General features: G+C 69.7%; 17 protein-coding genes. 8 read left to right on the forward strand and 9 right to left on the reverse strand.

Going from position 1 to position 18934, the window contains the following annotated elements; genetic code table 11:
* Positions 1-4: 4 nt before the first annotated feature.
* A complete protein-coding gene (locus tag ON27_RS12195; RefSeq protein ID WP_043724676.1) occupies positions 5-886 on the reverse strand; it encodes a helix-turn-helix domain-containing protein in 882 nt (293 codons plus the stop codon).
* A 97-nt stretch (positions 887-983) separates the two neighbouring features.
* On the opposite strand from ON27_RS12195, the gene ON27_RS12200 reads away from it, so the two are divergent.
* Both ON27_RS12200 and ON27_RS12205 read left to right on the forward strand, forming a co-directional pair.
* Complete coding sequence (locus ON27_RS12200; protein WP_043724680.1) at positions 984-1775, forward strand: SDR family oxidoreductase; 792 nt, start codon at positions 984-986, stop codon at positions 1773-1775.
* A gap of 1 nt (position 1776) precedes the next feature.
* Positions 1777-2850, forward strand: coding sequence for an NAD(P)H-dependent amine dehydrogenase family protein (locus ON27_RS12205; protein WP_043724683.1), 1074 nt, complete (start codon positions 1777-1779; stop codon positions 2848-2850).
* A gap of 155 nt (positions 2851-3005) precedes the next feature.
* On the opposite strand, the gene ON27_RS12210 is transcribed toward ON27_RS12205, so the two are convergent.
* On the reverse strand, positions 3006-4058 hold the full coding sequence (locus ON27_RS12210) for an aminotransferase class V-fold PLP-dependent enzyme (RefSeq protein ID WP_043724844.1): 1053 nt from the start codon (positions 4056-4058) through the stop codon (positions 3006-3008).
* A gap of 76 nt (positions 4059-4134) precedes the next feature.
* Positions 4135-4611 carry a nuclear transport factor 2 family protein gene (locus ON27_RS12215; protein WP_043724686.1) on the reverse strand — a complete coding sequence of 159 codons (477 nt, stop codon included), beginning with the start codon at positions 4609-4611 and terminating at the stop codon, positions 4135-4137.
* Between the two features lie 160 nt (positions 4612-4771).
* Between ON27_RS12215 and ON27_RS12220 the strand changes: the two genes are divergently transcribed.
* From ON27_RS12220 to ON27_RS12230, 3 genes are all read left to right on the forward strand, one after another.
* Positions 4772-5032 (forward strand): three-helix bundle dimerization domain-containing protein, encoded by a 261-nt coding sequence (locus ON27_RS12220; protein WP_051046469.1) that lies wholly within the window; start codon positions 4772-4774, stop codon positions 5030-5032.
* Between the two features lie 164 nt (positions 5033-5196).
* The gene (locus ON27_RS12225; RefSeq protein WP_043724689.1) at positions 5197-6036 is read left to right on the forward strand and encodes an IclR family transcriptional regulator; all 840 of its coding nucleotides are present in this window, start codon (positions 5197-5199) and stop codon (positions 6034-6036) included.
* A 213-nt stretch (positions 6037-6249) separates the two neighbouring features.
* Complete coding sequence (locus tag ON27_RS12230; RefSeq protein WP_051046470.1) at positions 6250-7119, forward strand: expansin EXLX1 family cellulose-binding protein; 870 nt, start codon at positions 6250-6252, stop codon at positions 7117-7119.
* A gap of 3 nt (positions 7120-7122) precedes the next feature.
* Here the strand turns inward: ON27_RS12230 and ON27_RS12235 are convergent, their stop codons facing one another.
* Positions 7123-8814: an FAD-binding dehydrogenase gene (locus ON27_RS12235; RefSeq protein ID WP_051046471.1), complete on the reverse strand. Its 1692-nt coding sequence runs from the start codon at positions 8812-8814 to the stop codon at positions 7123-7125.
* Entirely contained in the window at positions 8811-9449 is a 639-nt protein-coding gene (locus tag ON27_RS12240; RefSeq protein ID WP_043724693.1) for a TetR/AcrR family transcriptional regulator, read from the reverse strand. The genes ON27_RS12235 and ON27_RS12240 overlap by 4 nt, the downstream gene beginning before the upstream one ends.
* Positions 9450-9660: 211 nt before the next feature.
* Between ON27_RS12240 and ON27_RS12245 the strand changes: the two genes are divergently transcribed.
* Together ON27_RS12245 and ON27_RS12250 are read left to right on the forward strand one after the other, a co-directional pair.
* Positions 9661-10665 carry a zinc-binding alcohol dehydrogenase family protein gene (locus ON27_RS12245; protein WP_043724863.1) on the forward strand — a complete coding sequence of 335 codons (1005 nt, stop codon included), beginning with the start codon at positions 9661-9663 and terminating at the stop codon, positions 10663-10665.
* 157 nt (positions 10666-10822) lie between these two features.
* A complete protein-coding gene (locus tag ON27_RS12250; RefSeq protein ID WP_051046472.1) occupies positions 10823-11479 on the forward strand; it encodes a cutinase family protein in 657 nt (218 codons plus the stop codon).
* A 58-nt stretch (positions 11480-11537) separates the two neighbouring features.
* Here ON27_RS12250 and ON27_RS12255 read toward each other — a convergent pair whose 3' ends face one another.
* The 4 genes from ON27_RS12255 to ON27_RS12270 all read right to left on the reverse strand — a co-directional run bounded on the left by ON27_RS12255 (position 11538) and on the right by ON27_RS12270 (position 17921).
* Positions 11538-13565: an SDR family oxidoreductase gene (locus tag ON27_RS12255; RefSeq protein WP_043724695.1), complete on the reverse strand. Its 2028-nt coding sequence runs from the start codon at positions 13563-13565 to the stop codon at positions 11538-11540.
* Positions 13566-13860: 295 nt separating this feature from the next.
* Positions 13861-15552: a bifunctional metallophosphatase/5'-nucleotidase gene (locus tag ON27_RS12260; protein ID WP_043724696.1), complete on the reverse strand. Its 1692-nt coding sequence runs from the start codon at positions 15550-15552 to the stop codon at positions 13861-13863.
* An 85-nt stretch (positions 15553-15637) separates the two neighbouring features.
* Positions 15638-16294 (reverse strand): biliverdin-producing heme oxygenase, encoded by a 657-nt coding sequence (locus tag ON27_RS12265; protein WP_043724698.1) that lies wholly within the window; start codon positions 16292-16294, stop codon positions 15638-15640.
* A gap of 106 nt (positions 16295-16400) precedes the next feature.
* Positions 16401-17921, reverse strand: a complete 1521-nt coding sequence (locus ON27_RS12270; protein WP_083887526.1) for a threonine/serine exporter family protein — start codon at positions 17919-17921, stop codon at positions 16401-16403.
* 138 nt (positions 17922-18059) lie between these two features.
* On the opposite strand from ON27_RS12270, the gene ON27_RS12275 reads away from it, so the two are divergent.
* Complete coding sequence (locus ON27_RS12275; RefSeq protein WP_043724873.1) at positions 18060-18914, forward strand: LLM class F420-dependent oxidoreductase; 855 nt, start codon at positions 18060-18062, stop codon at positions 18912-18914.
* Positions 18915-18934 lie beyond the last annotated feature (20 nt).

The raw sequence follows: 18934 nt of genomic DNA on the forward strand, positions 1-18934 counted from the left end.
TGTATCAATAGTTCTGCCCACCGGCGGCGAGCGCGCTCGTCAGTTCAGTCGCCGCATCGCGCGTCGCATCCACGAAATCCGCGCGTTCCGCACGGGTTGTCGCGGAGCGCAACGGTCCCAGCTGCACTTCGTAGGCCGCGGTGCCGCGAGCGTCGAAAACCGGCGCCGCGAGATAACTCAGCGGCAATACCTCCTCCGAATCCAGCTCCGCCCGGGTGAAGGGTCGCGAGGTGAGCGCGGCGAGCTGGCGAAGTGCCCGAGTGCGCAGATGTGGTCGCAGCAGTTCGGATCCCACCGCGCCGAGCAGATCGGCGAGCAGATCGACCATTCCCGCGTCGTCGGCGCGCGGCCGGAAGACGGCCACCCCACGGTCGCGTACCAGCGCCAGCAGCGCACCGGCCATCCGTTGGTCCGCTTCGGTGGCGGTGCGCAGCCAGGTGTTCTGTTCGTTCGCGGGCCGCCACGGCATCACGCTGGCCCCTGCCGGGAACTGGAGCGGAATGCGATGTCCCACCGGAATTCCGGGAACGACACGGTCGAGGCCGTGCCGCACGTCGAGCACGGTGAGCCGGTCGGGTTCGATCCGGCTGAACGTGGCCCCGTACCCGGTTCGTGCGGCGAGACCGGCGAGCAGATCGCCGATGCCGTGCGGGAGGGCGGCTCCGTGCAACCCGGCCAGCGCGGGCCCGATGCCGTAGCCGCGTGCCGGGTCGCGGACGACCCACCCGGCCGCGTCCAGTTCGGCCAGGATCGCGGTCGCTGTCGCGCGGGCGATGCCGAGACGCTCGGCGATGCCCGCGACGCTGATCGCCTCCGCGGAGGTGGCCAGTAGCGACACGATGTCGACGACGCGACGCGTCGGCGGAGAGGCGGATCGGTCCGGCATGACGGCAACCCCTTGTCCCGGCTCGGGCGGACGACTTACGATGACGAATATTGAATCACATACTGTCGAATATTCGTCACAGGCGTTGGGAGCGTGAATGATTCTGGATCGGTTCCGGATCGATGATCAGGTCGCCGTGGTCACCGGCGCGGGCCGTGGTCTGGGTGCGGCGATCGCGGTCGCGTTCGCGGAGGCGGGCGCGGACGTGGTGATCGCCGCGCGGACCGAAAGCCAGCTGCACGAGGTGGCCGACCGGGTCGCCGCCGCGGGACGGCAGGCCCACGTGGTGCCCGCGGACCTGAGCGACATCGATGCGACGGCGGCCCTCGCCGCCTCGGCTGTCGAACGCTTCGGGCGGTTGGACATCGTGGTCAACAACGTGGGCGGCGCGCTGCCGTGCCCGTTGCTGGACACGACGCCGGAGGCGTTGGCGCAGGCGTTCGACTTCAACGTCGTCAATGCGCATGCCCTGGTCAGGGCAGCGGTGCCGCGCATACTCGAAACCGCAGGGGGTGGTTCGATTCTGAATATCACCTCCACGATGGGGCGGCTGCCCGGGCGAGCGTTCGCGGCGTACGGCACCGCGAAGGCCGCCCTCGCTCACTACACCAAGCTCGCTGCCCTCGACCTCAACCCCCGCATCCGGGTGAACGCGATCGCGCCCGGCTCCATCCTGACCTCCGCGCTGGAGATCGTGGCGAGCAACGACGCCATGCGCACCGAGTTGGAGACCAAGACGCCGCTGCACCGCATCGGCGAACCCGAAGACATCGCCGCGGCCGCGCTCTACCTGGTCTCGCCCGCGGGGCAGTACCTCACGGGAAAGATCTTGGAGCCCGACGGCGGCTTGATCATCCCGAACCTCGACCTCCCGATCCCGGATCTGTGACATGACATATCGCGTAGTGCAATGGGGCACCGGCAATGTGGGCAGGCATGCCCTGGCCGGCGTCATCGCCCATCCCGAACTGGAACTGACCGGCGTGTGGGTGTCCGGCGCCAAGAGCGGCACGGACGCGGGAACGCTCGCCGGGCTCGACCACCCGGTCGGCGTCACCGCGACCACCGACGCCGAGGCCTTGCTCGCCTCGCGCCCGGACTGCGTGGTCTACTGCTCGATGACCGACAACCGGCTGATGGAGGCGGTGCAGGACCTGCAACGCATCCTGGCCGCCGGAATCAATGTCGTCGCTTGCGCACCGGTGTTCTTCCAATACCCCTACGGCGTGCTGCCCGATGAGCTGCTGAAGCCGGTGCAGGAGGCCGCCGCGCACGGCAACGCGTCACTGTGGGTGAACGGCATCGACCCCGGTTTCGCCAACGACCTGCTCCCGCTCGCGCTCGCGGGGACTTGTCTGCGCGTCGACCAGGTGCGCTGCCTGGAGATCGTGGACTACGCCAGCTACGACAACCGGGCGGTGATGTTCGACATCATGGGCTTCGGCAAGCCCCTCGACGAGATTCCCATGCTGTTGCAGCCCGGCGTGCTGTCGCTCGCGTGGGGCGGTACGGTCCGGCAGCTCGCGGCTGGGATCGGCGTCACCCTCGATGCCGTCACGCAGTCCTACGAACGTATTCCGGCGCCGGAGTCGTTCGACATCGCGACCGGGCACATCGCCGAAGGAACCGCGGCGGCGTTGCGTTTCGAAGTGCGGGGCATGGTCGGGGACGAGCCGGTCACGGTGCTCGAGCACGTTACTCGGCTGCGCCCCGACCTGTGCCCGGACTGGCCGCAGCCGGCCCATCCGGAAGGCTCCTACCGGGTCGAGATCACGGGCGAGCCCAATTACGCGATGGACCTGGTGACCTCGAGCGACAACGGAGACCACAACTACGCGACCGTCCTGGCGACGGGCCTGCGCATCGTCAACGCCGTTCCGGCCGTGGTCGCCGCCCCCGCAGGCATACGCACCGCACTCGATCTACCGCTGATCACGGCTCCGGCGCACCGCCCTGGTCGGTGATCGACCGAGCAGCTTCGGGGCGCGGGGATTTCGCTCGGTGCACGGGGCTGATTTTTGGGCTCCGGTTCGGGGCCTGATCGGTCGCGCGGCTTCGTGGCGCGTGGTCAGGGCCCGGACCTTGACTGATGTTCGGCCCATGCCCTCTGCGCGGGGATCTAACCGGCCCGCAGCGCGGACAGGGCCCGTTCCACGTCGTCGGCGCTGTTGTAGAGGTGGAAGGCGAACCGCAGGCCGCTCCCACGCGCCGAGGCGATCACCTCCGCCTGCGCGAGCCGGGGCGCCAGTTCCGCCGCGCCCGGGACGGAGACGATCGGTGAGCGCGCCGCCACGGGCTCGTAGCCGAGTTCCCGCAGGCCGGCGCGGAAGCTGTCGGCGAGTTCGAGGTCGTGCGCTCCGATCTTGTCGACGGTGAGCTCCTCGATCAGCGACAATCCGGCCAGCGCCGCCTCGACGCCGAGCCAATCGGGAGTGGTGTCGAACCGCCGTGCTGTCGCCGGCAGCGCGATCGGGCGGTAGAGCTCGGCCCAGCGGTCCTCGGCGGCGTACCAGCTGGAGCCGACCGGACGCAGCTGTGGGACCAGCTCGGGCGGGGTGGCGAGGAACGCGACGCTGCGCGCGCCGATCAGCCATTTGAAGGTGGCGCAGACCCAGTAGTCCGCGTCGGCGAAGCGCAGTGGCAGCCATCCCGCGGCCTGGGTGGCGTCCACGAGCAGGCGCGCGCCGTTGGCTCGGGTGACCGCGCGCAGCTCGGCCAGATCGGTGACGCGGCCGTCGGCGGACTGGACCACGCTCACGGCCACCAGCGCGGTCTCCGGCCGCACTTGCGCGGCCAGTTCCGGCAGGGGGACGAAGCGCACCACGAGGTCGTCCCGGTACACGAAAGGCATGGAGACGGACGCGAACTCGCCTTCCGGAAGCAGGACCTCCGCGCCGGACGGCAGTGCGGTGGCCACGGGCCCGATGAGGCCCGCGACCCCACTGCCGAGCGCGATGTCGTCGGCGGTCGCGCCCGCGAGCAGCCGGGCGAACCCGGCACGCAGGTCCGGCGCCAATCGATCCACCTCGGATGTCGGCGCACCGCGGCCGGACGCCCAGCTCGCGCTCGCGTCACGCACGGCGGCGAGCGCGCGAGCGGACGGCAGGCCGAAGGAGGCGGTGTTCAGATAGGTGGTAGAGGGAGCGAATTCGTCAGGCGCTAGCGAGGGCATGGTCGCAGCATCCGCCGCCCGGTCGGGGCCGTCCAGCGCCACCGAAGCGATAGTGGACCGATTTCGCGCCCGGCGGTCACTTCTCCGGCGCCCACATATTGGACAGCAACTGGAAGCTGGGCGTGTCCGCCAGCGATTGCATGGATTCGTAGATGCGGCGGTAGCTGGTGGAGGTGATGCGCCATTTGCCGTCGGCGTCGCGGCGGTAGGTGTCGGTGTAGTAACCGGCCCCCCGGATCAGCACGCCGTATTCGGTGGCGATCACAGTGTCCTCGAATGCCCAGGAACCCGTAGCCGTTTCACCTTCGATGCCGATCTCGGGGTGGTTGGCGATGTGGACCGAGACGACCGAGGGGCCGAGGTTCTCCCGCATGAACGCGGTGATGGCGTCGCGGCCGTCCAAGTGCAGCGGCTCGCCCATGGCGTGGGTGCCGTAGCGTCCTGTCGCCGTCACGGCGAGGGTGTCGGCGAACTCGTCCCAATCTTTGAGATCGAGGCTGCGGAAGTAGCGGTATTTCAGCTGGCGGACGGCTTCGATGGCGTCGAGATCCATCCGTCGAGCCTGTCACGCGCGGGCTCCCCGGACAAGAACGTGTTCTATTGCAGGCGCGGGGTGTCGAATCGCCGCGACCGGGTATCCGCAGAACAGGCGTTGTCGTGCGCTACGACAGCGCCATGGGTACCGATCTCGTCACGACCAGGGGAACCTTGCGATGACCGACCGTTCTGCCACGCACGACCCGAATCAGCAAATCCCCCTCGATCAGGAACTCGCCCTCGAAGCGGCCGCGCAGCGCTTGGAGGACGAATTCGACGGCGTCGCCAGTGCGGCCGCGATCGAGGATCACCTGCACACGTCGTACGACCGTTTCGCCGACCACGCCACCGTCGTGAACTACCTGCCGCTGCTGGCCGAGCGGTACACCCGCGAGTGGCTGTTCGCCCTCGCCGGTTCCGCGCCGGGCTCCGCCTGACGGCCGGACCGAGGCCGCCACCTGCGAACACGTCACTGCCGACGCGCGGGCCACGCACCGTCCCAGCGCGTACGGCGGTGGCGGCGCGTCTTGATGATCAGTGAACTACCCCTGTACGCGGAGATTGCTTCTAAGCTCTACGCGAGCATGCGTGGAGGTTGGCAATGACGGTCGAGGTGACGACCGATCCCGAGTCCGGGGAGTTGTGGACCGGTTCCGGATCGGCAGCACGGCCGGGCCAGCCGCCGGTGTCGATGATCGAGCGGATGACGCTGATCCTGGACGCCTTCGACGGCGTGACCCCGACGCTGACCCTCGTCGAACTCGCCGAGCGCACCGGGTTGCCACGGTCCACCGTGCACCGCATCCTCGACCAGCTGATCCGGCTGCGCTGGCTCGCGCACGCTCCGGGCGGATATCGGCTCGGTCTGCGCACGCTCGAGCTGGGCGGGCTCGCCGCCGAGCACAACGAGCTCCGGGACGCGGTGAGCCCGCTGCTGCACGACCTGTGCCAGCAGACCGGCATGGTCGGTCACCTCGGCGTGCTGGACGGGCGCGACGTGCTGTACCTGGACAAGATCGGCGGCCGGTGCGCGGCGACGGTGCCCACCCGGCTCGGCGGCCGGATGCCCGCCCACAGCACGGCACTCGGCAAGGCGCTGCTGGCCACGCTGGAACCGAGCGTCGTGGAGGCATCCTTCCGGGATCGGCTGCCGCAGTTGACTGCGCGGACTCTCGCCGACCGCGCCGAATTGCATCGTGAACTCGGTCGCATCCGCAATCGCCAGGGTGTCGCGGTCGACAACGAGGAGTCGGTGGTGGGCATCGCCTGTGTGGCCGTGCCGATCCGCGGTCGCGGCGCCGCGGTGGCCGCCGTGTCGCTGTCGAGCCGGCTCGGCGCGGATCGAGCGGTGCTGGACACGGCTCGACTGGCTCGCGCGCTGGCCGAGGTGGCGCAGGAGGCGGGCCGGAACCTTTTCCCTCGGCACGCGCGCAGGCATTGACGACGCCGGTCCGGCGGCAGGGCCGCGCCGAATCATTTCCGATCCGCGGGCGCCCGCGCGAGGCGGATCCGCCGAAAGTAGCCGGATGCTTGCTGAATTGCGGTTTTCACAGTGAAGAATTTTCGTTCGCGGTGCACACGAGCCGCGGGGCTGCTTTCCTGGTCGAGTCAGGATGGACAGTCCGCGAGCAGGCGAGCCGGAGTCGGGGAAGCGATGCACCGGGTACCGATCCAAGAGCGGCCATCTCGTTCCGAATGGCTGTGGTTCGCGGCGGGCGTGCTGGCCACCGTCGCGGTGGGCGTCTGGCTGGTGCGGCCGTCGGCGCCGAACTGCGGCGCCGCGACCGCGCTGAACGAGGCGTCCGCGCCGTCGCGATACCCGGTCAGCGCCAGAACTTTCGCGCCGCTCGGGCCGGAAAGATCCGCCGAGGCGCGCTACTACCGGTTCGGCCGGCAGGTGTCGTGTTCCTTCCGCGAGCTGCCGCCGGATGGCCACTATGCCGGGCTTTCCACGTCTGACTACGGTCGTGCCGACCTCTGCGGAGCGTATCTGGACATCCAGGGGCCACGGGGGTCGGTCCGGGCGCTGGTGGTCGACCACTGCCCGGCATGCGCCGGGGAAGAACTGAATCTGAGCGCGGCCGCGTTCGAGCTGATCGCCGATCCGGACGACGGGGTGGCGCCGGTGCGCTACCGCTTGGTCCGCGATCCGCAACCGGTGCGGGAGCTGACCTACGAGGTGAAGCCGGACTCGTCCACGTCCTGGTTCGGCATCCTGTTCGGCGACACCGGAAATCCGCTGCGGGAGGCGGCTGTCCGCCCCGCGGCGGGCGGGCCGTGGCAGCAGCTCACCCGGCGGGCCGACAACTATTGGACCGTGTCCGGCGCGGGGCCTGGCCCGTTCACGGCGCGGGTGACGGACGTCTTCGGCAACGAGGCCGAGATCGCCGAGGTGCTGGTGGAGCCGGGGCGGTACCCGGCGGATACCCGGCTCTACTCCGGCGCACCCTCTTTCGCCTCGTTGGCGCCGTCCCTGGCCACCTCGACGGAGCCCGGCACGGCCGCGTCGAGGTGCGAGCCATGACGCTCAGGCCGGTTTCGCGGCGAGCGCTCGCCCGGCGGCCCGGCCCGAGAAGATGCACCCGCCGAGGAAAGTGCCCTCCAGCGCGTTGTACCCGTGCACGCCACCGCCGCCGAATCCGGCCACCTCGCCCGCCGCGTACAGGCCGGGGAACGCCGTGCCGTCCGGCCGGATCACCTGGGAGTTCAGGTCGGTCTGCAACCCGCCCAGGGTCTTTCGGGTGAGGATGTTGAGCCGTACGGCGATCAGCGGACCGGCGGCCGGGTCGAGGATGCGGTGTGGTTTGGCGACCCGGCCGGCCTTGTCGCCGATGTACCGGCGCGCGTTGTCGATCGCCATCAGCTGGCTGTCCTTGCTGTATTTGTTCGCCAGTTCCCGGTCCCGGGCGACGATCTGGCGTTCCAGATCGTCGTAGTCCAGCTGGGGCCCGCGAGCGATCTTGTTCATGCCCTCGACCAGTTCACGCAGCGTCTCCGCGACGACGAAGTCGACACCGTGCTGTTTGAACGCCTCGACCGGGCCGGGAGCGCCCTTGGCGACGCGGCTTTTCAAAGTGAGCTTGAGATCCTTGCCGGTGATGTCCGGGTTCTGCTCCGAGCCCGACAGCGCGAATTCCTTCTCGATGATCGACTGGGTGAGCACGAACCAGGAGTAGTCGTAGCCGGTCTTCAGGATCGCCTTCATCGTCGTGTTGGTGTCGAATCCGGGGAAGCACGGCGCGGGCAGCCGTTTTCCGTTCGCGTCGAACCACAGCGAGGACGGGCCCGGGATGATCCGGATGGCGTGGTCGGGCCAGATCGGATCCCAGTTGACGATGCCCTCGGTGTAGTGCCACATGCGGTCCCGGTTGACGATCGCGCCGCCCGCGGTCTCGGTGATGCCGAGCATCCGGCCGTCGACGTGTGCAGGGACGCCGGAGATCAGCGTCTCCGGGCACGGGCCGAGCCGTTCGGTGGGCCAGTTGCGCCGGATCATCTCGTGGTTGTGGCCGATGCCGCCGGAGGCCACGATCACGGCCTCGGCGCGGAATTCGAACTCGCCGACGGCGGTACGGGATGAGGCGCGGCCGCGGTCGAGGTCGGTGTCCTCGAGCACGGTGCCGCGCACGCCGACCACCGCGTCGTCCTCCACGATCAATTCGTCCACCTGATGGCGGAAACCGAAGCGAACCAGTCCGCGCCGCTCGCCCTCCAGGACCGGCTCGGCGAAGACCCGGACCACCTCGGGGCCGGTGCCCCAGGTGAGGTGGAAACGCGGCACCGAATTGCCGTGCCCGTCGGCCCGGTCGCCGCCGCGTTCGGCCCACCCGACCAGCGGGGTCACCCGCAGGCCGAGCGCGCGCAGGTAGTCCCGCTTCTCGGTGGCCGCGAAGCGCACGTACGCCTGCGCCCACTGCCTGGCCCACTTGTCCTCGTCGTCGCGGTCGAATCCGGCCGAGCCGAGCCAGTCCTGCAGGGCGAGTTCGTAGGAGTCCTCGATACCGAGGCGCCGCTGCTCCGGGCTGTCGACGAAGAACAACCCGCCCAGCGACCAGAACGCCTGGCCGCCGAGGTTGTTGCGGTTCTCCTGGTCCAGCACGTGCACCGTGCGACCGGCCTTGACCAGCTCATGGGTGGCGACCAAGCCGGCCAGCCCGGCGCCGATGACGATGACGTCCGCCTCCGGCGAAACCTCGGGGCTGCTGTGGGACATGTTCATCCTTCGGTTGCGGTGCTGTAGGCCAGCACGACGTGGTGGAAGAGTTCGGTGCGCCGCTCGCGCACGGCGCGGCTGTCCGGCTCCATCAGGACCTGCACGCTGGTGCCGTCGTGCACGGCGATGAGCGCTTGGCCGAACGCCTCCGGGTCCGGCACGGCGCGGCCGCCGCGGGCGAGCGCGGCGACGATGGTGGGCATGAGCGCCGCCACGATGGCCTCTTCGCGGGCGGCCATCACCCGGCGCAGCGCGGGGGTGCGCAGGGCGTGCGCGGTGAATTCGGCGGTGATCCGGTACCAGCCCTCGTCGACCGGGACCGCGCGTTCCAGTCGCTCGACGGCCGTGCGCACGTCATCGGTGCCCTCGGCCGCGATCTCGTCGAGGATCGCGCTCGCCTGGGTGAGCATCGCCGTCGAGCGTTGCTCCCACATGGCCAGGAACAGCTCGTCGAGCGAGCTGAAATTCGAGTAGAACGCCCCGCGGGTGAAGCCGGCGCGTTCACACACCCGCTCCACGGTGGCGCGCCCGAAGCCCTCCTCGGCGAACGCCTCGTAGGCGGCCGTCAACAGCCGGTTCCTGGTTTCGGCGCGGCGGCGCGTGACCCGGGCGGGTGCGGCCTGCACGGCGTCGGACGCCATCGGGCACCTCCTCGGCTCGGCCTCGACCGGTCATCGGATACAGAAATGTACTGAATACAGAAACGTATCAGACGTCGTTCCCCGGCGCGGCCGAATGCGCCGAGTAGGGTGAATCGGGCACACTCGGCCGGGCCGGGCTGCCCGATCCATGTCGGTCCGATCGATGCGAGGTGATCCGGCGATGAGTGAGATCCCCGGCGGTGCGACTTCGATGCGGTGCTGGCGGGTACGCGCGCCGGGCCCGATCGAATCCGGCCCATTGCGCGCGGAGCGCGCGCCGCTGCCGGAACTCGGTCCCGGGGATCTGATGGTGCGTGTCCTCGCCTGCGGCGTGTGCCGGACCGACTTGCATGTGGCCGAGGGCGATCTTCCCGTCCATCGCGCCGGAGTGGTGCCCGGCCACGAGGTGGTCGGCGAGGTCGTCGCGTTCGGCCGTGACGCGGAGCGGGAGGGTTTCGCGGTCGGGGACCGGGTCGGCATCGCCTGGCTGCGGCACACCTGCGGGGAGTGCAAATTCTGTCTGCGGGGCGCGGAGAATCTCTGTCCGCGTTCGGCCTATACGGGCTGGGACGCCGATGGCGGATACGCCGAATTCGCCTGTGTGCCCGCGGCTTACGCGCTGCGCCTGCCCGCCGGTTACACCGATGCCGACACCGCTCCGCTGCTGTGCGCGGGCATCATCGGATACCGGGCGCTGCGGCGGGCCGCCGTGCCGCCGGGCGGGCGGCTCGGAATCTACGGCTTCGGCGGCAGCGCCCACATCGCCGCTCAGGTAGCCGCCGCACAGGGCGCGCAGGTCCATGTGATGACTCGGGACCCGGCCGCGCGGGAACTCGCGTCCGCGCTCGGGGCCGCGTCGGTGCAGGGTGCGGCGGACCCGCCTCCGGTGCCGCTGGATTCGGCGATCCTGTTCGCACCGGTCGGTGAACTGGTGCCGCCTGCCATGGCGGCGCTCGATCGAGGCGGCGTCCTCGCCGTCGCGGGCATCCATCTCAGCGACATTCCCGCGCTGAATTATCAGCGGCATCTGTTCCAGGAGCGGGAGATTCGCTCGGTGACCGCGAACACCCGCGCGGACGCGCGGGAATTCCTGGCTTTCGCGAGCGAACACCGGATACATCTGACCACGCACGGGTATTCCCTGGACATGGCAGATCGGGCGCTGGCCGATCTCGCACACGGACGATTCACCGGCGCAGCGGTTCTCGTGCCATAGGAACTCCGAGAACACGTTTCGGCGCTGACTCGGTATCGGTCGGATGGAGTTCCTTGACGGCCCCCGAAGCCGTCCTTACCTTCGCGGATATAGCCGAGCAATTGTCACTGACAAGTGTCGATCGGCTGTCTCACAACGGCGTGAGTAGGTGAGTACGATGGCCAACCGGAAGGTAATTCATTTCGAGAAGTGGCGTGTGGTAAGGGCGTTCGCCGTGCTACTGCTCGTCGCGGGATTCGGGGCGGCGACGGGATTGCAGGCATGGGCGACGTCCTGTGCGGCGGTCGACGTCGTCGTCGCGAGAGGCACCCACGAACCCGGGTATCTGGGTTCGGTGGTGGGCGACCCGCTCTATGACCAGCTGTGGCAAGCGCTTCCGATCGATTCGCAGGCTTACCGGGTGGACTACCCGGCCGATCTGCTCGATCCGTCCTCGATCAGCCGCGGCACCCACGACATGACCGCCCATCTGACGTGGCAAGCGGCACGGTGCCCGAACCAGCGGTTCATTCTGGTCGGCTTCTCCCAAGGGGCGATCGTCACCCACGGGGTGCTCGGCACGGGCATCGTGACCGCGTTCGGCGGCATTCGTTCGCTGCCCGCGAATCTGGAATCCCGGGTGGCCGCGGTGCTGCTGTTCGGCGATCCGATCCGGTTGATCGGCTGGACGGTGCCGGACCGATACGCCTGGCGAACCGGGAACTACTGTGCGAGCGGCGATCCGGTGTGCGAGGGCGGCATCCGTCCGGCCGCGCACACCGATTACCGGTGGGCCATGTGGCCGGCCGTCGAGTTCGCGATGTATCGGGTCTGACCTCGCGGAACGGCGCGGTGGGGCCGCCCTCGGGCCGGCCCCACCGTTTCGATGCCGGTTACCAGTGCAGGCCCGGAACGACGCGGGCGACGCGCGCCGCGGGAGCGGGCAGCGCCATGAGCGGCATGACGACCGGGGCCAGCGCGGACAGTGCGCTGCGGCGGGGTGCGGGCTCGGCGGCCGGCTCCCCGGCGGGACGGCGGTCGGAGTCGCCGCGCGCCGCGCGGGATTCCCCGAACAGGCGGAAGCCCTGGTGCATGATCTGGCGCTTGACCGAGGGCATCAGCAACTCGACCGCCTGGGCGAAGGTGCCGACCGGCGTGTCGATGCGGTCCGGGCGGTCCTCCAGCGCGCGGACCACGATGGCGGCGGCCTGCTCCGGATCCGGGACGGGAAGGGCGCGGTACAGATCGGTCGGCGCGATCATCGGGGTACGCACCAGCGGCATCCGCACCGAGGTGAACGTGATTCCGGCATCCCGGTTCTCCACCGCCGCGATCTCGCTGAAGTTGTCCAGCGCCGACTTGCTCGCCACATAGGCGGCGAATCGGGGCACCTTGGTCTGCACCGCGATCGAGGAGATGTTGACCACGTGCCCGAACCGGCGCGCTCGCATCGACGGCAGCAGTCCGAGGATGAGCCGGACCGCGCCGAAGTAATTCACCGCCATGGTGCGCTCGAAATCGTGCATGCGATCGGTGGAGTTGAGCACGGAGCGGCGGATCGAGCGGCCCGCGTTGTTCACCAGGTAGTCGACATGGCCATGGTCGTCCAGGACGCACTGCACGAGTTTCTCGACGGCTTCGGAGTCGGTGATGTCGCACGGATAGGTGTGCGCCACACCGCCTTCGGCGCGCACGGCTTCGGCCGCGGCCGCCAAGTCGTCGTGCCCGCGGGCCACCATCAGCACCGTGGCGCCGCGCCGCGCGACGGCGTGCGCGGTGGCCAGGCCGATCCCGGAGGAGGCGCCCGTGATCAGCACGACCCGGCCGGCCAGCGGGTCACCGGTGACCGTCACGCGTCCGCGCTGCGGGTCCAGGTGGTCGCGCCAGTACTGCCACAGCTTCTCGGCGTAGCTGTCGAACGACGGCACGGTCAGACCGCTGCTGCGCAGTTGTGCGCGGGTGGAGTCGCTGATGAACTCCGCGGAGAACGAGGTGTGCGGAGCGACTTCGGCCGGGATGCCCAGCTGTTCGAGCAGGAAATCACGCACGGTGGCGACGCCGGGGAGATGCGCGAGGCCGCTGAGCGCCAGCCCGCTGCCCGGCAGCGTACCCACGCCGGTCGGCGCGCCGGCCGCCGCGGCGAGCGCGCCGTACACCTCGCCGAACGGCTGCGGCTCGGGGTTGACCAGGTGGAAGGTGCGTCCGTCCAAGCCTGGGCGGCGGATCAGTTCCGCCATGGCGGCCGAGACGTAGTCGACCGGAACGATATTCGTCGCGCCGAGATCCGGCAGCGGCAACGGCAGATCCGACGGCAGTGTGCCGAGCTTGGCGATCGCGCTGAAGAAGTAGTAGGGGCCGTCGATCTTGTCCATCTCGCCGGTGCGGGAATCGCCCACGATGATCGCAGGCCGATAGACCCGCCAGCGCACGCCGCGCGATTCGCGAACGAGCTTCTCGGCGGCGAACTTGGTGCGGTGATACGGCGAGGTCAGCTGCTGTCCGAGGTCGAAATCCTCCTCGAAGAACTTGCCTTTGTGGTCGCCGGCTACCGCCACCGAGGAGACGTGGTGCAACACCGCGCCCAGCTCGCGAGCCAAGGCCAGCACCGAGCGCGTGCCGGTGACGTTCGCCGCGTGCGCGGTGTCCTCGTCGGCGGTCATGTCGTAGACGGCGCCGAGGTGGACGACGTGGTCGGCCCGCGGAGCCTCGCAGGCCAGTCCGAGGCCCTCGGCGGTGAGATCGCCGATCAGCGCGAAGACCCGTTCGGCGCCGCGCCAGCCCGCCGCGATCTCGGTGAACTTCGCCAGCGACGTCTCGCGCACCAGCACGTGGACAATTGCCTCGGCGTCGCGATCCAGGAGGTCCTGCACGACCCGCCTGCCCAAGAACCCGGTTCCGCCCGTCACGATGTAAGTGGCCATCGCACTCTCCTGCTGTTCACTCGAACCATGTTGTCGCACAAGTCATCCGGCATGCGGCGATGGATGCGGACAGCGTGATTCGGCCCCCAGCGACATACGTCGGGCCGAAAGTAGGAACTCCTTCGTCCTGACTTATTACTGAACAGTAATCGAGGGCTCGCGGTCCCGGCAAGCGATCATGGTCCGTTCGGCCTGTGGGGCTGGTCACCCATCTGCGCAGGTCAAACGGTATGTGTTACAAACATTTCCAGTTACCCGAATTCTGGTCGAGTGTCCAGCAACTTGGCAGCTTCCGCTATTTCTTCTCGACGCGGGCGGGTGGCGCCTGCAACGGCGGCTTGTCGCGCAGGAACGTTTCGAACGCGTCCAGATCCATCGGGCCCGCCGCGGTCTCGGTGCCCTCGGTGAAGACGGTGAAGCCGTCGCCCCCGGACGCGAGGAAGCTGTTGGTCGTGACCCGATAGGTCGCGACGGGATTGAGCGGTGCGCCCGCGACACGGACGCTGTCGGCGATCACTTTCGCGCCGGTGGGGGCGGTTTCGGAGTACGCATAGGTGATGCCGGCCGGGGACAGTATCGTCGCTTTGCCGGGGGTGCCCCACTGCTGTTCCAGCAGACGCAGGATCTGGCTGCCGGTGAGCGTGAGCGTGACGACCTGGTTGCCGAACGGCTGGACGGTGAAGAGGTCGCCGTAGGTGATCGGCCCCTGCTTCAGGTCCGCGCGCACACCGCCGGGATTCATGAAGGCGGCTACGGCGGCGGACGGGCCCGCGGTGACCGAAAGCATGGAATCGGCGATCACGTCGCCCAGCGGCGAGGTGCCCGCCGGGCCCGGATTGTGCGGCAGGACGTTCGCCGTCGCGCCGACCACGCGGCCCGCGCGGGGGCGGGCCTGCTCGGCGAAGAAATCGATCAGCGCGGTCGTCGGCGCATCGGGGGTCACCTCGCGGGTGACGACTCGGTTGACCGCCGATGCCTGCACGCCGTCGCCGCCGAAACGCAGCGTGACGTCGGTGATGAGCCGCCCGTACGAGGCTGCCTGGGTGATCACCTTGCCGCCGACGGTGCACACGTAGGGCTGGTGACTGTGCGCGGTGAACACCGCCCGGACAGCGGGATCGAGCCGCTCGGCCAGCCCCGTCACGTTCGGGGTGACGTTCGCGCATCCGTTGTAGTCCAGCGGCGCGTCCCGCTCGGGCCGCTGGGCGCCCCCGTCGTGCACCAGCGCCACGATCGCCTCCGCGCCCGCCGCCTTCATCTCCGGCGCGTAACGGTTGACGGCGGCGGCTTGGTCGCCGAAGTGATAGCCCCGGATACCCTCGGGCAGCACGATATTCGCGGTGTCCGGCGTGACCGTGCCGATCACGCCGATCCGGTGCCCGCCCACCTCCAACAGGGTCCACGGGCGCAGCGCGGGCGGAAGGTTGCCCTGCGCGTCGGCGACGTTCGCGGCCAGATACGGGAATTTCGCGCCGGTGAACGGGGCGCCGGGAGAACATCCGTCGTAAGCGCATCCGCCTTGCTGCAGGCGCGTCAATTCGCGGACACCCTGGTCGAATTCGTGGTTGCCGACCGCCGACGCGGTGACCGCGACGTTGTTCAGGAAGGTGATCGTCGGCTCGTCGTGGAACAATCCGGAGATCAAGGGGCTGGCCCCGATGTTGTCGCCGGCGGCGACAACGGCGCTGGCCGGATACGCGGCCTTCAAGCGGGCCAGATGGGTGGCGAGGTAGGCGGCGCCGCCCGCGTCGTGTCCGGCGATCTTCCCGGTGGACCCGCTCGGCGGCTGCAGATTCCCGTGCAAGTCGTTGAAGCCGAACAGGTGCACCTCGTCGGACTGGGCCGGACGGAGGTCGTTCGTCGAGATCAACGGGACGATCTGGGCCGCCGTGGACGAGCCGGGATCGGACGTGGTGCCACAACCCCCGACAAGACCGACAGCGGACAGACCGGCAAGAACCACGGCGATGCGACGGCGCGCTCTCATGCCATGACTGTCCCATGTCCCCGGCGATCGCGCACGACAGCCGAAATGCCGCGCGCGCCAACCCGATGCGCGGTGCGTGCCGCGGTTACTGAGCGGCCGGGAATTCCTCGGCGAGTTCTTCGAAGACCGCGGTGTTCATCGCGAACGCGCGCCGGCCCTCGTCGAGCACGCGGCGGCGCTGGAGATCGTCGAGCGGCAGCCGATCGAGCAGGCTGCGGTACTCGCGCTTGAACGCCGCGGGATTGCCGACGCCGTCGAAGACGTAGAAGCGGACGCCGTCGCCGCGATGCGGTAGGTTCCACAGCTTTTCCGCGGTGCCGCGGATGACCTGGCCGCCGGAGAGGTCGCCGAGGTAGCGGGTGTAGTGGTGGGCGATGTACCCGGCGGGCCAGTCGCGCGCGCACTCATCGATGCGTTCGGCGTAGGCCGCGGTCGCGGGCAGCGGTTCCAGACCGGTCCGCCAGTCGGAGCCGATGAGGTGCGCGAGATCGCGTTCCAGCTCCGCGGTCCGGGCGAGTTCGGGGCGGATGAACGGCCCGGCGACCGGGTCGTCGGCCAGTGTCTCCCAGCGGCCCTCCAGCGCGCGGTAGATGAACCAGAGCTGACCGGTGTAGCGGTGGTAGGAATCCACGCCGAGCGAGCCGCCGAGCATATCGCTCATGAAGCGGGAGTTCTCCGCCTCCGCATGCTGGTGCGCGGTGGCGGTACGGATCTGCGTCGAGAACGGTATTGCCTCCGACATGTCCGAACCACCTCACCTCAACCGGGGCCGCCGCCGAATCGGGCCGCCCTGACCAGTTCGATAAGAGGGTACCGGTCGGGCGATCGGCGCGCATTCACCTCGTGGTTCAGGCGGCGGGCGCCGAGCGGCGCCGCCGCCGCACGATCGGGCGGCGCAGCGAGCCGAACCGGCGCAGGATCCGCGGCCTGCGCACGGTGCGGTCGCACCACTCGCCGAGGGTGACGCCGGCCGCCAGCGCGCAGCCGATGCCGACGGCCGACAGCAGCTGGTTGCTCCCGATCAGCAGTTCGTCGTTGAGCAGGGCATAGAGGCCCCGATAGACCTTGAGGCCGGGGAGCAGCGGTGTGATGCCCGCTACGGCGACGACCAGCGGGGGTGTCAGCGCGCGACGGGCCATGAGGCCACCGGCCAGGCCGACCAGCGTCGCGGCGACGCCGGAGGAGATCACCGGGCCGAACCCGGCCTGCTGGATGAGCAGGAAGCAGATGGTGCCCGCGGCGCCGCTGCCCGCGGCCGCGGCGAGGGCTCGGCGTTCGGCGTAGCAGGCCAGCGCGAACGCCAGGGCGGCGACCGCGCCGGCGAGGATCTTCACCGGCAGGTCGGTGATGTCGCGGGCGGAGGTCAGATAGACCGGCGGCACGGTGGCGTCGAGGAGATCGGCGATGCGCAGCGTGAGCGCGATGCCCGCGATGATGCCGCCGGTCATCATCATCACCTCGAGCATGCGGGCCGTGGCGGTGATGGGCGCGCCGGTTATCGCGTCCTGCACCGCACCGACCAGCTGTAATCCGCTGAGCAGCACGGTGATTCCGGCCGCGATGATCAGGGTCGGGTCGACGTCGATCCGCAGCCGCGCGGCCAGGCTCGCCAGCACGATGGCCGGCATCGCCGCGATGGCCCCGCCCACCATGTGCTGGAAGAAGAACGGCAGCCCGTAGCGGTTGAGGACGCGATTGGTGCGGTCGATCGCCGCGGTGGTCGCGAAACTGACCGCGGCGACCAGGGCGCCCGCGCCGAGCAGCGCGGCGATCGCCGCCGCCATCAGCGACCACGCGGCGGTGGCGGTCCACCGGTGGTACGGATGCGGCGCCGAGGTGATCGCGTCGAGTGCGGCGCGGGCCTGTCCCGGGGGGACCACCTCGTTGCGGATCCGGCGGGTCAGCCGGTCCACCGCGGCCAGCCGGGTGAAGTCGAGCGCGCGGTAGTGCACGATCCGCATGGTGCTGGCCGGCGGCAGTGCGGGCCCGCGGTCGGCCCAGATGCGGATGGCGTCGTAGGTGACGTCGATGCTGCAGCGCGAGAGCCCGTAGGTCGCGGCGATGAACCGCACCGTCGTGGTGGTGTCGACCACGCCGGTGCCGGAGGCCAGCACCACCTCGCCGACCCGGACCGCGAGATCGAGGACTTCGGCGACCCGGGCGTCGTCGGTGAGATCGATCGGCTGCAACGGCGTCGGCGCGGTGACGATGGTGTCCGCGGTCGCCTGCCGGTCCGCGACCAGCAGGCCGACGGCCTGGCTGACCACGGGAATCGGCCGGGCGCGGCGCAGGCGAAGCCCGCGACGCCAGCCGAGGTGATCCACCCGTGCGGTGGTGACATCGCCTACCGAGGTTGCGTCAGGACTCATGGACGCGAACCTAGTCATCCGATGTCTTCTCGGCATCCGCGCCGGTCGCCGCGGGCCCGCCGGTCGGGCTCCGCCCCTTGGTCGGACCGGCGAACCGTGGTAGAACTTGTTCTAATTTCGGCGATGGGAGCGGGTACGGTGCGGTACGGAATCGTGTTGTTCACCAGCGATCGGGGCATCACCCCCTCGGATGCGGCGGTGGCCGCCGAACGTGCCGGTTTCGACACGTTCTACGTGCCCGAGCACACCCACATCCCGGTGGTCCGCGCGGCGGCGCACCCGCGTACCGGGGACGCCAGCCTGCCCGACGACCGCTACCTGCGCACCCTCGATCCCTGGGTCGCGCTCGCCACCGCGGCGTCGGTGACCGAGCGCATCGGATTGTCCACCGCGGTGGCGCTGCCCGCCGAACACCATCCCATCACGCTGGCCAAGACCATCGCCTCGCTGGACCATCTTTCCGGCGGCCGGGTCAGCCTCGGCGTCGGATTCGGCTGGAACACCGACGAGTTGGCGCATCACGGCGTGCCCGCGGGCAAGCGCAGGACCGTGCTGCGCGAGCATCTCGAGGCCATGCGCGTGCTCTGGACCGAGGAGGAGGCCGGCTTCGACGGCGAGTTCGTCCGATTCGGCGCGAGCTGGTCGTGGCCGAAGCCGGTGCAGAAGCGCATTCCGGTCCTGCTAGGGGCGGCGGGCACGGAGAAGAACTTCACCTGGCTGGCGAAGTACGCCGACGGATGGATCACCACGCCGACCGAAGACGGCTTGGACCAGAAGATCGACCTGCTGCGCCGGGTGTGGCGCGAGCACGAGCGCGCGGACGCCCCCGAGGTCGTCGCGCTCGCCGGTCGGCACGACGCCGAGCAGCTGGCCCGCTGGGCCGAAGCAGGCGTGACCGAAGCGGTTTTCGGGCTTCCGGACCGCCCGGCGCAGGACGTGCGGGCCTACCTCACCCGGTTGGCCGGGAAGCTCGGTATCGAGCACACCGGGTGACGCGCTGAACGCGTCACCCG

It is taken from the genome of Nocardia asiatica NBRC 100129 (assembly GCF_000308415.1).
GTDB classification, from domain to species: domain Bacteria; phylum Actinomycetota; class Actinomycetes; order Mycobacteriales; family Mycobacteriaceae; genus Nocardia; species Nocardia asiatica.